We start from the raw sequence: 13,107 nt of genomic DNA on the forward strand, positions 1-13,107 counted from the left end.
TCTCGGTCGAGTGGGTGAGGCGGTCGCCTACATGCGGAAGAGGCCGAACGCGGGCTCGGGCAGCGGCGTGCGGCTCGCGAGCTCGAGCGCGAGGGCGAGCACCGTGCGCGTGTCGGCGGGGTCGATGATCCCGTCGTCCCAGAGCCGCGCGGTCGAATGGTACGGGCTGCCCTGATCGTCGTACTGGGCGCGGATCGGCTGCTTGAACGCCTGCTCGGCCTCGGCCGACCACTCCTCGCCCTTGACCGCGAGCTGGTCGCGCTTGACCGTCGCGAGCACCGACGCCGCCTGCTCGCCGCCCATCACCGAGATGCGCGCGTTCGGCCACATCCAGAGGAACCGCGGCGAGTACGCCCGGCCGCACATCGAGTAGTTGCCGGCGCCGAACGATCCGCCGATGACGACGGTGAGCTTTGGCACGCGCGTCGTGGCGACGGCGGTGACCATCTTCGCGCCGTGCTTGGCGATGCCGCCCGCCTCGGCGTCGCGGCCGACCATGAAGCCCGAGATGTTCTGCAGGAACACGAGCGGGATGCCCCGCTGGTCGCACAGCTCGATGAAGTGCGCGCCCTTCATGGCGGACTCGCTGAACAGCACGCCGTTGTTCGCGACGATGCCGACGGGGTGCCCGTCGATGTGGGCGAAGCCGGTGACGAGCGTGTCGCCGTAGTCGGGCTTGAACTCGCCGAACTCGCTGCCGTCGACGAGCCGAGCGATGACCTCGCGCACGTCGTAGGGCTGCTGCACGTCGACGGGCACGGCGGCCGTGAGGTCTGCGGGGTCGACGGCCGGCGGACGGGGTTCGCGCACGGTCCACGCGCGCGGCGCGGGCTCGGGCAGGGTCGCGACCATGTCGCGCACGAGCTCGAGGGCGTGCTCGTCGTCGTCGGCGAGGTGGTCGGTGACCCCCGACACCCGTGAGTGCAGCTCGCCGCCGCCGAGCTCCTCGGGGGTGACGACCTCGCCGATCGCCGCTTTCACGAGGGGCGGGCCGCCGAGGAAGATCGTGCCCTGGTTGCGCACGATGACGGATTCATCGCTCATCGCTGGGACGTAGGCGCCGCCCGCGGTGCACGAGCCGAGCACGGCCGCGAGCTGCGGGATGCGCATCGACGAGAGCTGCGCCTGGTTGAAGAAGATGCGGCCGAAGTGCTCGCGGTCGGGGAACACCTCGTCTTGCAGCGGCAGGAACGCGCCGCCCGAGTCGACCAGGTACACGCAGGGCAGACGCTGCTCCTTCGCGACCTCCTGCGCGCGCAGGTGCTTCTTGACGGTCATCGGGTAGTACGTGCCGCCCTTGACGGTCGCGTCGTTGCAGACGACCATGACGGCGCGCCCGTGCACGAGTCCGATGCCCGTGATGATGCCGGCGCCCGGGGAATCTCCCCCGTAGAGACCTTCGGCGGCGAGCGGGGCGACCTCGAGGAACGGACTGCCCTCGTCGAGCAGGCGCGCGACCCGGTCGCGCGGCAGCAGCTTGCCGCGTGCGACGTGGCGGTCGCGGGATGCCTCGGGCCCGCCGAGCGCCGCGGCGGCGAGCCTCGTGCGCAGCTCGGTGACGAGTTCGGCGTGACCGGCGACATTCGCCTGCGCCGCGTCGCTCGCGGGATCGAGGTTCGAGTGGAGGATGGACATCTGCCCCGCCTGTCTGCGTCGACGGCGCGCTCCCACTTGTGGTCGGCGCGTGATTTCGGTTAGTGTTCACTAACTCGATTCACGATGTTAGCGAGCAAGCACCGACATGGCAAGCGCACTCAACGCCCATGACGCCGACGGCGTTCCCACGCTCACCGAGCGCGGGCGCCAGAAGGCCGATCGCCGCGCCGCGATTCTCGAGTCCGCGGCGACCATGTTCGCCGAGCGGGGCTACGCGGGCGTCACGATCGAAGACCTGGGCGCCGCGGCAGGCGTGTCGGGTCCCGCGGTCTACCGGCACTTCCCCGGCAAGTCCGCGGTGCTCGCCGCCATCCTCTCCGACGCCAGCTCGACCCTGCTCAGCGGCGCCGAGCGCGTCATCGGCACGACCCCCGACGCGACATCCGCCCTTCGCTCGCTCATCGCCTTCCACGTCGACTTCGCCCTCGCCGAAGCCGACGTCATCCTCGTGCAGGATCGCGAGCTCGAACAGCTCGACGCCGGCACGAGGCACGACGTGCGGCTCATGCAGCGCCAGTACGTCGAACACTGGGTCGACACCCTCTCGCGACTCCGGCCCGATCGGGCCGAGCAGGAGCTCAGGGTCCGGGCACACGCGGCCTTCGGACTCTTGAACTCCACTCCGCACAGCGCCCGCATCCCTGGGCGCAGACCCGCCGACGGCGTCGTCCGCGGCATCCTGGAGGAGATGGCATGGGCAAGCCTCATGTCGTGACCCTGCGCGCGATCCGCGCGGGCGATCTCGACGCACTGTTCCTGATCGAACAGGACGACGTGGCCGTGCACATGGCCGCGTTCACGCCGCCCGATCCCACCGACCGGGCGATGTTCGACGCCCACTGGCATCGCCTGCTCGCCGACGCGGGCGTCGACGCCCGCACCATCAGGGCCGACGGCGACATCGTGGGCAGCGTCGCCCGCTGGGTCGACGAGGGCACCCCCGAGATCACGTACTGGGTCGATCGGGCACACTGGGGCGAGGGCATCGCGACCCGCGCCATGAGGCTCTTCCTCGATGCACGCGACGAGCGGCCGGTGCGTGCGCGAGTGGCGGCCGACAACGCCGGCTCCATCGCCGTGCTCGAGAAGCTCGGCTTCACGCTCGTCGGCACCGAGGTGAGCTTCGCCAATGCGCGGGGCACCGAGATCGAGGAGCGCATCTACACGCTCGCGTGACGACGGCGGATGCCGCGTGCGCGGCGTTGCGCCGCGGAGTCAGTTGCCCGGGCGCGCGGCCTGCTCGGTCGCGAGCTCGCCGATGCGCCGCGCGAGCGCGAGGTCTCGCCTGGTCACGCCGCCGACGTCGTGCGACCAGAGTTCGAACTCGATGTGCCCCCAGCCGAGGTGCACCTCGGGATGGTGGTCGAGCTCGTCGGCGGCGACCGCGACCGCATCGAGCAACCGCACGGCGCTCGCGAAGTCGTCGGTCGTATAGGTGCCGACCAGCTGGTCGTCGACGTGGATGAAGGCCGTACCGGCGAGGTCGTCGGCGGTGTCGGCGGGCAAGAGGATGCTGCGTCCGTCCATGGACACATCCTCTCGCCGATCGACCCTCGCCACACCCTCGAGTCGCGCCGATCCGCCAACGGCCGGGCGACTCGAGGCGTGCCGCGTCACGCCATGGTGAGGGCGATGCCGGGCTCGCGGAGGATCGAGCCGATGTCGGCGAGGAACCGCGAACCCTGCGCACCGTCGACCAGGCGGTGGTCGAACGACAGGCTCAGCGTCATGAGCTCGCGCAGCGCGATCTCGCCCTGGTGCTCCCACGGCTGACGTCGCACGGCGCCCATGGCGAGGATCGCCGCCTCGCCCGGGTTCAGGATCGGGGTGCCCGCGTCGATGCCGAAGACGCCGATGTTCGTGATCGAGATCGTGCCGCCGGTGAGGTCGGCGGGTTGCGTGCGGCCTGCCCGCGCCGTGTCGGCGAGCGCGGTGATCGCGTCGGCGAGCTCGACGAGGGTCATCGTCTCGGCGCCCTTGATGTTCGGCACGACGAGGCCGCGTTCGGTCGCCGCGGCGATGCCGAGGTTCACGCCGGCGAACTGGATGATCTCCTGTGCGTCCTCATCCCATCGGGCGTTCACGTCGGGCGTACGGCGTGCGGCGATGCACAGCGCCTTCGCGACGACGGCGAGCGGCGTGACCTTGTGTCCCGCGAAGGCGCGGTCGTCGCGGATGCTGCGCAGCAGCTGCATCGTCGCCGTGACGTCGACCGTCAGGAACTCGGTGACGTGCGGCGCGGTGAAGGCGCTGCGCACCATCGCCGCCGCGGTGTGCTTGCGCACGCCGCGGATCGGGATGCGCGTCTCTGCAGGCGCCTGCTGCCGGCCAGCGAGATCGGCCGTGCGCATCGAGTCGGGCAGGAACTCGTCGACGGACTCCGAGGGCGGCGAGACGCGCGCGGGCGACGTCGAAGCGGATGCCGCGGCCTCGACGTCCTCGCGGGTGATCAGCCCCCGCTCCCCCGTGCCGGTGACGGCCTCGAGGTCGACGCCGAGGTCACGGGCGAGCTTGCGCACCGGCGGAGTCGAACGCGGTCGTTCGGCGAGCGGTTCGACCTCGGTGACGGTCGCGTCGTGGGCCGCGACCGGCGACGGGGCGGTCTCGGCGGACACCGTGGCCACCGGCGCCGAGCGCAGCCCGCCGCGAGCACGCCGCTTCGGCCCGCTCTCCGCGGCGGCGCCGTAGCCGACGAGGTTCGGCCCCGGTGCCGCATCGGCCGCGTCGTCTTCCGGCGCGAGGGACTCCGCAGTCGCGGCGCTCGCGGCGGCTGCCGGCTCATCAGGTTCGGTCGGTGCGGCGGCTGGTGTCGTGGATGACGTCGCGGGCCCGGCCGACGCGGCGGGCGCGGCAGGGGCATCCGATTCGGCCACCGGCTCGCCCGTGTCGCAGGAGAACAGCGGCGCGCCGACGTCGATGGTCTCGCCCTCGGCGGCGTGGAGTGCCGTGATGACGCCGGCGTAGGGCGACGGCAACTCGACGACGGCTTTCGCGGTCTCGACGTCGGCGATGATCTGGTTGAGCTCGACGCGGTCGCCGACGGCCACGCGCCAGGCGACGATCTCGCTCTCGGTGAGGCCCTCACCGAGGTCGGGCAGGGGGAACTCGCGGATCATCGTGCTCATGCCTCCACCCCGCTCAGCGAGTTCGGGCGACCCATCACGCGGTCGACCCCGTCGAGGATGCGGTCGAGGTCGGGCAGGTGATGGCGTTCGAGCTTCGCGGGCGGGTAGGGGATGTCGTGTCCGGTGACGCGCACGGGTGCGGCCTCGAGGTACTCGAAGCAGCGTTCGGTGATCGACGCGGCGAGCTCGGCGCCGACACCGCCCTGCTGGCCCGCCTCGTGCGTGATGACGAGGCGTCCGGTACGGCGCACCGAAGCCGCGACCGTCGCGTAGTCGACCGGTGCGAGCGAGCGCAGGTCGATGACCTCGATCGAGATGCCGTCTTCGGCCGCGGCGAGCGCCGCGTCGCGCGCGGTCTGCACGAGCGCACCATACGTGACGAGGGTGACGTCGCGGCCGGTCGCCACCGTCGTCGCGACGCCCATCGGCGGTGCGTCGGCGAGGCTCGCGGACTCGTCGACCTCGCCTTTGACGTGGTAGCGGCGCTTGGGCTCGAAGAAGAGCACGGGGTCGTCGCTCGCGATCGCCTGGCGCACCATCATGTAGGCGTCGGCGGGGTTCGAGCACGCCACGACGCGCAGGCCGGCGGTGTGCGCGAAGTACGCCTCGGGCGACTCGGAGTGGTGCTCGGCCGCACCGATGCCGCCGCCGAACGGCACGCGGATCGTGATCGGCATGCGCACGTTGCCGCGCGAGCGGTAGTGCAGCTTGGCGACCTGGGCGACGATCTGGTCGAAGCCCGGGTAGATGAAGCCGTCGAACTGGATCTCGATGACCGGTCGGAACCCGCGGTAGGCGAGCCCGACGGCGGTGCCGACGATGCCGGCCTCGGACAGCGGCGTGTCGACGACGCGATGCGCGCCGAACTCGGCCTTCAGCCCGTCGGTGACGCGGAACACGCCGCCGAGCGTGCCGATGTCCTCGCCCATGAGCACGACCCTGTCGTCGTCGGCGAGGGCGCGTCGAAGGCCGGCGTTGAGTGCTTTCGCGAGAGTCAGGGTCGTCATCGGGTGGTTCCTTCGGTGCGGTCGGATGCCCCGGCACCCGGCTCGTCGAACATCGCGAGATAGCGCGTGTAGTGGTCGCGCTGTCGCGCGAGGTGGGTGTTCGGCTCGGCGTACACGTGGTCGAAGACCGTGAGCGGCTCGGGGTCGGCGAGCGTCGTGATCGATGCGCGCAGCTCTGCGGCCGCGAGGTCGGCGTCCGCGGTGACCTCGCGTTCGAGGCCGGCGGAGTCGACGCCCGAGGCCTCGAGCAGGGCGAGCACGCGTGTGAGCGGGTCGCGCTCGCGCCACTCGGCGATCTCGTCGTCGGTGCGGTAGCGCTTGGGGTCGTCAGCCGTCGTGTGGGGGCCGAGGCGATAGGTCACGGCCTCGATGAACGTCGGGCCGTCGCCGCGACGCGCACGGTCGAGCGCGATGCGGGTCGCCGCGAGCACCGCGAGCACGTCGTTGCCGTCGACGCGGATACCCGGCATGCCGAAGCCGTCGGCACGGCGGGCGAGCGGCTGCTTGGACTGGAGGCCGACCGGCTCGGAGATCGCCCACTGGTTGTTCTGGCAGAAGAACACGACGGGCGCGTCGAAGCTCGCCGCGAAGACGAGCGCCTCGTTCACGTCGCCCTCGCTCGTGGCACCGTCGCCGAAGTACGAGATCGATGCGGCGTCGGAGCCCTCCCAGGCGAGGCCCATGGCGTACCCGGTGGCGTGCAGGGACTGCGCGCCGATGATGATCTGCGGCACTGCCATGTTGTGCTCGAACGGGTTCCATCCGGAGGCCGCGGTGCCGCGCCACACGCTCAGCATCTCGGCGGGCTGCACGCCGCGGCACCACGCGACGGCGTGCTCGCGGTAGCTCGAGAAGACGAAGTCGTCGTCGCGCAGGGCGCGAGCCGATCCGATCTGCGCGGCCTCTTGACCGGCGAGCGGCGGCCACAGGCCGAGCTCGCCCTGGCGCTGCAGCGCGGTGGCCTCGGAGTCGATGCGGCGCACGATCGACATGTCGCGGTAGAGGCGGCCGATGGCGGCCAGGTCGATGTCGGCGATCCACGGATCGAACTCGGCGTTCGCGCGGCGCTCTCCCGTGGGGGTGACGAGCTGCACGAAGGGCTCGGGCCGGGTCAGGAGCCCGGTGGCGTCTCGGTCGGATGGGGTCATCGTCGATCCTCGCTTTCGGCGGTGTGCCTTGTGGGCTGCCCGCGCCCGGCGACTCTGCCGGATACTTCGAGGGTACGTCGATGTGTCACACAGCTCAAGCAGGCTCGTGTGCGTTGAGCATGTTGCCCAGTTTTGGGACCCATCGTCGTGCTATCGTGTGGCGTTATGAGCGGTTACGACACCGTCGACCGAGCCCTGCTCGCAGCCCTCGCCCGCGACCCGCGGGCGACCGTGGTCGCGCTCGCCGAACGTCTTGGGCTGTCGCGCAACACCGTGCAGGCGCGATTGGCCCGGCTCGAGACATCCGGTGCGTTCCTCTCGTTCGAACGCAGCATCGACCCGGCGCCGCTCGGCTACCCGCTCGAGGCCTACGTGTCGGTGCACGTGCGCCAGCGGGTGCTCGCCGAGGTGGTCGACGAGATCGCCCGCATCCCCGAGGTCATCCAGGCGCACGGCATCACGGGCTCGATCGACCTGCTCGTGCGGCTCGTGTGCCGCGACGCGCACGACCTGTTCCGCATCGACCGCGAGATCCTCGCGATCGAGGGCGTCGAACGCACCGAGACGTCGCTCGCCATGGGCGAGCTCATCCCCTATCGGCTGCTGCCGCTGCTCGAGCGGTAGTCGAAGGTCGCGAGCAGAACGACGGATGCCCCGCCCGAAGCTCGGGCGGGGCATCCGCTGGTCACGCTATTTCGGTTCAGACCTCGACGTCAGCGCCTTCGGCAGGAGCCTCGGCGTGCGTGGCCGTGGTCTCGCGGCCGTTGGTGTCGGCCTCCTCGGCCAGCACCGGGGCGAGCGAGAGCTTGCCGCGGTCGTCGATCTTCGTGATCTCGACGAGGATCTTCTGGCCGACGCCGAGCACGTCTTCGACGTTCTCGACGCGCTTGCCGCCGGCGAGCTTGCGCACCTCGCTGATGTGCAGCAGGCCGTCCTTGCCGGGCAGCAGCGAGATGAACGCGCCGAAGGCGGCGATCTTCACGACCGTGCCGAGGAACTGCTCGCCGACTTCGGGGTTGGTCGGGTTGGCGATCGCGTTCACCTGGGCACGAGCGGCCTCGGCCGAGGGGCCGTCGGTCGCGCCGATGTAGACGGTGCCGTCCTCCTCGATCGAGATGTCGGCGCCGGTCTCGTCTTGGATGGCGTTGATCGTCTTGCCCTTCGGGCCGATCAGCTCGCCGATCTTGTCGACGGGGATCTGCACGCTGATGACGCGGGGCGCGGTCGGCGCCATCTCGTCGGGGCCGTCGATCGCGGCGTTGAGCACCGCGAGGATCGTCGTGCGGGCGTCCTTCGCCTGGGTCAGCGCACCGGCCAGCACCGAGGCGGGGATGCCGTCGAGCTTGGTGTCGAGCTGGATCGCGGTGACGAACTCGCTCGTGCCGGCGACCTTGAAGTCCATGTCGCCGAGGGCGTCTTCGGCACCGAGGATGTCGGTGAGCGCCGCGTAGCGGGTCTCACCGTTCACCGTGTCGGAGATGAGGCCCATCGCGATGCCCGCGACGGGTGCGCGCAGCGGCACACCCGCGTTGAGCAGCGACAGGGTCGACGCGCAGACGGAGCCCATCGACGTCGAGCCGTTCGAGCCGAGCGCCTCGGACACCTGGCGGATCGCGTAGGGGAACTCCTCGCGCGTGGGCAGCACCGGCACGAGCGCGCGCTCGGCGAGCGCGCCGTGCCCGATCTCGCGACGCTTCGGCGACCCGACGCGGCCGGTCTCACCGGTCGAGTAGGGCGGGAAGTTGTAGTTGTGCATGTAGCGCTTCTTGGTGACCGGGCTCAGCGAGTCGATCTGCTGCTCGAGCTTCAGCATGTTCAGCGTGGTGACACCCAGGATCTGGGTCTCGCCGCGCTGGAAGATGGCCGAGCCGTGCACGCGGGGCACGACCTGCACCTCGGCGTCGAGCGGACGGATGTCGGCGAGGCCGCGGCCGTCGATGCGCACACCCTCTTCGAGCACGCGAGAGCGCACGACGAGCTTCGTGACCGACTTGTAGGCGGCCGACACCTCGGCGTTCGCCGACTCGGGCAGCTCGCCCGCCTCGACCTTGGCGGCGACCTGCTCCTTGACCCGCGACTTGAGCGCGTCGTCGGCGTCCTGGCGGGCGACCTTCTCGGCGATCTGGTAGATGCCCTTGAGCTCGTCGTAGGCGAGGCCTGCGACGACATCGTAGGTCTCTGCCTGGTACGGGGGGAACGTCGGGTACTCGGCGGTCGGCTTCGCAGCGGTCTTCGCGACCTGCTCCTGCGCCTCGACGAGCTGCTTGATGAACGGCTTCGAGGCCTCGATGCCCTGCGCGATGACGGTCTCATCGGGCTTGACGGCGCCCGCCTGGATGAGGTTCCACGCGTTGTCGGTGGCCTCGGCCTCGATCATCATGATCGCGACGTCCTGCGAGCCGTCGGCCTCGGTCACGACGCGGCCGGCGACGACCATGCTGAACACGGCGTCCTCGAGCTGGGTGTGCTTCGGGAAGGCGACCCACTGACCCTCGATGAGCGCGACGCGCACGCCGGCGACGGGGCCCGAGAACGGCAGGCCCGAGAGCTGGGTCGAGAGCGATGCCGCGTTGATCGCGAGCACGTCGTAGAGCTCGTCGGGCTCGATGGCGAGCACCGTGACGACGACCTGCACCTCGTTGCGGAGGCCCTCGACGAACGAGGGGCGCAGGGGGCGGTCGATCAGGCGGCAGGTGAGGATCGCCTCGGTCGAGGGGCGGCCCTCGCGACGGAAGAACGAGCCGGGGATGCGGCCCGCGGCGTACATGCGCTCTTCGACGTCGATCGTGAGCGGGAAGAAGTCGAAGTGCTCCTTCGGCTGCTTCGACACCGACGTCGCCGAGAGCAGCATCGTCTCGTCGTCGATGTATGCGGCGGCCGAACCCTGCGCCTGCTGGGCGAGGCGTCCGGTCTCGAAGCGGATGGTTCGCGTGCCGAACTTGCCGTTGTCGATGACGGTTTCGGCGAACGTGATTTCAGGACCTTCCAAGAGGTCGTCTCCTTTGTTTACCGTCGCACCCCGTGTGGGCACGACTCATACAGAGGAGCAGGAACAGGCATTACGAACCGCAAGAGCTTGCGTTCACGCTGGCCACCAGTAGAAGTCCACCGATCGAGTCGGTGATCCACCACAGGGGACCAGCTTCCTGCCGGCCTGCTCCATGTGGGCCCGGTTTTCAGGCGGGCTCCAGTGACTGCCCATCGGGCAACCTCCACAATGCTAGCAGAGGGCCTGTTTTCCGGCCGTGAACAGCGGATGTCCCATCAGCGACGCACCCCTGCGCACCGCGCCGCACGACGCGGCAGCGGCATCCGTGCAAGACTCGACCCCATGACGTCCGACGAAGACCAGACGACCGGCCCGTCCGACGAGACGAAGCGGAAGTTCCGCGAGGCACTCGAGCGCAAGAACAAGGCCTCGAAGCAGCGTGAGGGCGAGTCGCATCTCGACGGGAGCTCCGGCGCCCAGGGCACGCACGGACCGGTCGACCACAAGCGCGAGTTCCGCCGCAAGAGCGGCTGAGTCGCTCAGCGGCGCGTCGGACCGAGCCGCCGTGCACGCCCGACCGGCGTCGGATGCGGCGACGGTGCCGCCACGGCGATCGGAAGCAGTTCGGGGCGCTTCGCGACGCGGCCGTCACCGGCGGTCCGACCCTGCAGGCGGCGCACGATCCACGGCGCCGCGTGGCGACGCAGCCACACGAGGTCGCCGACCGCGCGATCCTCGGTGACGTCGTCGACCTGTTCCACGGAGTGCACCGCACGCTCGAGCGCCCCGAGCTCCTGCGCGTCGGGCACGCCGAGCACCCGCGCCGCCGCATACGCGAGACCACGGTGACCGGCTGAGTTCAGGTGCACGCGATCCTCGGCCCATCGGTCGTGTGCGACGAGCTCCGGCATCGCACCGACGTCGAGCAACATCGAGCCGGTCTCGGCGGCGAGCACGCGCAGCCGCGTGTTGAAGCGGGCGAAACGCGCGGCGAAGAGCCGGGTGGCCGGCCGACGCGGCACGAACGGCGTCACGAGCAGCACGTCGCAGCCGGTCGCCCGCAGCTGCCGCACCGCGGCGTCGAGCCGGTCGGCGAGCGTTTCGGGATCGTCACGACGACCCACGAGATCGTTCGCGCCGATCAGCACCGTCACGAGGTCGGCCCCGAGCTCGACCGCCCGGGGCACCTGCACCGTGACGGCGTCGTCCACCCTGCGACTGCGCACGGCGAGGTTGGCGTAGCCGACCTGCTCGGCCGCGGGACTCGTGAGCGCGAGCAGCATGGCCAGCCGGTCGGCCCAGCCACGGTACTCCCCCGCGGGGACGCGCGACGTGTCGCACAGCCCCTCGGTGAGCGAGTCGCCGACGGCGACGTAGCGCCGCCAGCGCGGCGCTGCGATGGGGGCGGATGTCGGGACATCCGGCGCTCGTTCGTTCGTCGTCGGTCGTGAGACGGCGTCGCGGCCGCGGCGCACCCGGCCGACCCGCTCTACGCGGGTCTCGCGACGCAGCCCGGCGACCGCTTCGTAGTGCTCGATGAGCTCGTCGCCGAGGCGGTCCCATCCGCGGCCTGCGACCGCCTCGCGGGCACGCTCCGAGAAGGCACGTCGCTTCGCGTCGTCTCCCGTGAGATCGAGCACGCGACTCCGCAGCTCAGCGAGGTCGCCCGGGCGGTAGAGCCAGCCGTCGCGGCTCGAGCGCACGAGGTCGAGGGGGCCGCCCGCACCCGTGGCGACCACGGGAACCCCGCTCGCCATCGCCTCCTGGATGGTCTGGCAGAACGTCTCGCTCTCACCGGGGTGCACGAACACGTCGAAGCTCGCCATCGCACGCGCGAGGTCGTCGCCGCCGAGGAATCCGGCGAAGTGCGCACGGGGCAGGAGTCGTTCGAGCGCCGGTCGGTCGGGTCCGTCGCCGACGATGACGAGGCGAACACCGGGGAGGTCCGCGATCGCCCGCAGGTCCTCGACCTGCTTCTCGGGGGCGAGCCGACCGACGTAGCCGACCACGATCTCGCCGTTCGGCGCGACCTCGCGGCGCCACTGCTCGCTGCGCCGCGTCGGCGCGAACCGTTCGGTGTCGACGCCGCGACGCCACAGGGCCAGACGGTCGACGCCGAGCGATTCGAGGCGCTCCAGCGCCGAGGTCGATGGCGCGAGGGTGAGGTCGGCGCGGCGGTGCAGCTTTCCGAGGTGACGGGTCAGCGCTGGTGCGGCACCGGGGATGCCGTAGCGCTCGGCATAGGAGGGGATGTCGGTCTGGTAGACCGCGACAGACGGGATGCCGACCGCGTCGGCGGCCAGCACGCCGCGCCAGCCGAGCACGAAGGGCGATGCGAGATGCACGACGTCGGCGTCGTGTGCGCGCAGGATCGTGGCGAGCCGGTGCGTGCTCGCCAACGTCACCCGCACATCGGGATAGCTCGGCAACGGCACCGACGGGAGGAGCACGGGCTCGGCGCCGTAGAGGGTCTGGTCGATCGGGCCGGATCGCGGTGCGACCACGAGCGCGTCGTGGCCGCGCCGTTCGAGGTGGCGCACCACCTGCAGCAGTGAGTGCGTCACGCCGTTCATGTGCGGGAGGAACGATTCTGCGAGGAGGACGACCTTCACGCTTCAAGGGTGGGGTGCGCGATCCGCCGATCCCGCAGAAACGGCCCCGATGCGCCGAGGGTTCACCGAGTCGTCGGAAGCCGTTCGCCGAGTCGCCCCGAAGGGACAGCCTGCGGCTTCCACCCGTCAACCCTCGCGCTCGCGTCCAGAAGGGCGCATGATGGGGCGTGGACGCACGTCCGCCAGCAGATCCGCCAGTTCGAGGAGGAACACCATGTCATCCGTCGCCCGGGTCACCACCATCACCGTCCGGTCGGAGAAGAGCTTCGAGGACGCCGTCGCGATCGGCATCGAGCGTGCCGCACAGACACTGCGCCACGTGAGCGGCGCGTGGGTCAAGGAGCAGAAGGTCGAGGCGACCGAGGGGAAGATCACGGCCTGGTCCGTGGTGCTCGAGGTCAGCTTCGTGCTCGACTGACCTCGCTCATCGGAGGCGGTGGGGAGGGCCTCCCAGACCTCCCCACCGTCGTCGTGTGCTCGGGTTCGCTCGAGGGCCGGTGAAGACGCGCGGCCGCCGCTCGAGAGTGCGATCGATGCCGGTTCGGCCGCTGTCTCGAGGCTACTCTCGTT

General features: G+C 70.7%; 12 protein-coding genes. 5 read left to right on the plus strand and 7 right to left on the minus strand.

What is annotated here, in order from left to right; translation table 11 throughout:
- Window positions 1-27: 27 nt before the first annotated feature.
- Window positions 28-1,635 carry a carboxyl transferase domain-containing protein gene (locus LQ757_RS16025; protein ID WP_231048275.1) on the minus strand — a complete coding sequence of 536 codons (1,608 nt, stop codon included), beginning with the start codon at window positions 1,633-1,635 and terminating at the stop codon, window positions 28-30.
- Between the two features lie 106 nt (window positions 1,636-1,741).
- Here LQ757_RS16025 and LQ757_RS16030 point away from each other — a divergent pair, with 106 nt between their 5' ends.
- Together LQ757_RS16030 and LQ757_RS16035 are read left to right on the plus strand one after the other, a co-directional pair.
- The gene (locus LQ757_RS16030) at window positions 1,742-2,371 is read left to right on the plus strand and encodes a TetR/AcrR family transcriptional regulator (protein WP_231048276.1); all 630 of its coding nucleotides are present in this window, start codon (window positions 1,742-1,744) and stop codon (window positions 2,369-2,371) included.
- Entirely contained in the window at window positions 2,350-2,832 is a 483-nt protein-coding gene (locus LQ757_RS16035) for a GNAT family N-acetyltransferase (protein ID WP_231048277.1), read from the plus strand. The genes LQ757_RS16030 and LQ757_RS16035 overlap by 22 nt, the downstream gene beginning before the upstream one ends.
- Before the next feature lie 39 nt (window positions 2,833-2,871).
- Here LQ757_RS16035 and LQ757_RS16040 read toward each other — a convergent pair whose 3' ends face one another.
- The 4 genes from LQ757_RS16040 to pdhA all read right to left on the minus strand — a co-directional run bounded on the left by LQ757_RS16040 (window position 2,872) and on the right by pdhA (window position 6,936).
- Complete coding sequence (locus tag LQ757_RS16040) at window positions 2,872-3,183, minus strand: 4a-hydroxytetrahydrobiopterin dehydratase (RefSeq protein ID WP_231048278.1); 312 nt, start codon at window positions 3,181-3,183, stop codon at window positions 2,872-2,874.
- Between the two features lie 86 nt (window positions 3,184-3,269).
- On the minus strand, window positions 3,270-4,772 hold the full coding sequence (locus LQ757_RS16045) for a dihydrolipoamide acetyltransferase family protein (RefSeq protein ID WP_372459677.1): 1,503 nt from the start codon (window positions 4,770-4,772) through the stop codon (window positions 3,270-3,272).
- A 5-nt stretch (window positions 4,773-4,777) separates the two neighbouring features.
- The gene (locus LQ757_RS16050) at window positions 4,778-5,788 is read right to left on the minus strand and encodes an alpha-ketoacid dehydrogenase subunit beta (RefSeq protein ID WP_231048280.1); all 1,011 of its coding nucleotides are present in this window, start codon (window positions 5,786-5,788) and stop codon (window positions 4,778-4,780) included.
- Window positions 5,785-6,936 (minus strand): pyruvate dehydrogenase (acetyl-transferring) E1 component subunit alpha, encoded by a 1,152-nt coding sequence (gene pdhA, locus LQ757_RS16055; protein ID WP_231048281.1) that lies wholly within the window; start codon window positions 6,934-6,936, stop codon window positions 5,785-5,787. The genes LQ757_RS16050 and pdhA overlap by 4 nt, the downstream gene beginning before the upstream one ends.
- 165 nt (window positions 6,937-7,101) lie before the next feature.
- Between pdhA and LQ757_RS16060 the strand changes: the two genes are divergently transcribed.
- Window positions 7,102-7,560, plus strand: coding sequence for an Lrp/AsnC family transcriptional regulator (locus tag LQ757_RS16060; protein ID WP_231048282.1), 459 nt, complete (start codon window positions 7,102-7,104; stop codon window positions 7,558-7,560).
- A 76-nt stretch (window positions 7,561-7,636) separates the two neighbouring features.
- Here LQ757_RS16060 and LQ757_RS16065 read toward each other — a convergent pair whose 3' ends face one another.
- Window positions 7,637-9,925, minus strand: coding sequence for a polyribonucleotide nucleotidyltransferase (locus LQ757_RS16065; protein WP_231048283.1), 2,289 nt, complete (start codon window positions 9,923-9,925; stop codon window positions 7,637-7,639).
- Window positions 9,926-10,267: 342 nt separating this feature from the next.
- Here LQ757_RS16065 and LQ757_RS16070 point away from each other — a divergent pair, with 342 nt between their 5' ends.
- Window positions 10,268-10,459 (plus strand): DUF5302 domain-containing protein, encoded by a 192-nt coding sequence (locus LQ757_RS16070; protein ID WP_231048284.1) that lies wholly within the window; start codon window positions 10,268-10,270, stop codon window positions 10,457-10,459.
- 5 nt (window positions 10,460-10,464) lie between these two features.
- On the opposite strand, the gene LQ757_RS19255 is transcribed toward LQ757_RS16070, so the two are convergent.
- Window positions 10,465-12,537 (minus strand): glycosyltransferase, encoded by a 2,073-nt coding sequence (locus tag LQ757_RS19255; RefSeq protein WP_308195649.1) that lies wholly within the window; start codon window positions 12,535-12,537, stop codon window positions 10,465-10,467.
- A gap of 214 nt (window positions 12,538-12,751) precedes the next feature.
- On the opposite strand from LQ757_RS19255, the gene LQ757_RS16085 reads away from it, so the two are divergent.
- A complete protein-coding gene (locus LQ757_RS16085) occupies window positions 12,752-12,955 on the plus strand; it encodes a dodecin family protein (protein ID WP_231048285.1) in 204 nt (67 codons plus the stop codon).
- The last annotated feature ends 152 nt before the right edge of the window (window positions 12,956-13,107 follow it).

Source organism: Agromyces cavernae, from assembly GCF_021044935.1.
Lineage (GTDB): Bacteria > Actinomycetota > Actinomycetes > Actinomycetales > Microbacteriaceae > Agromyces > Agromyces cavernae.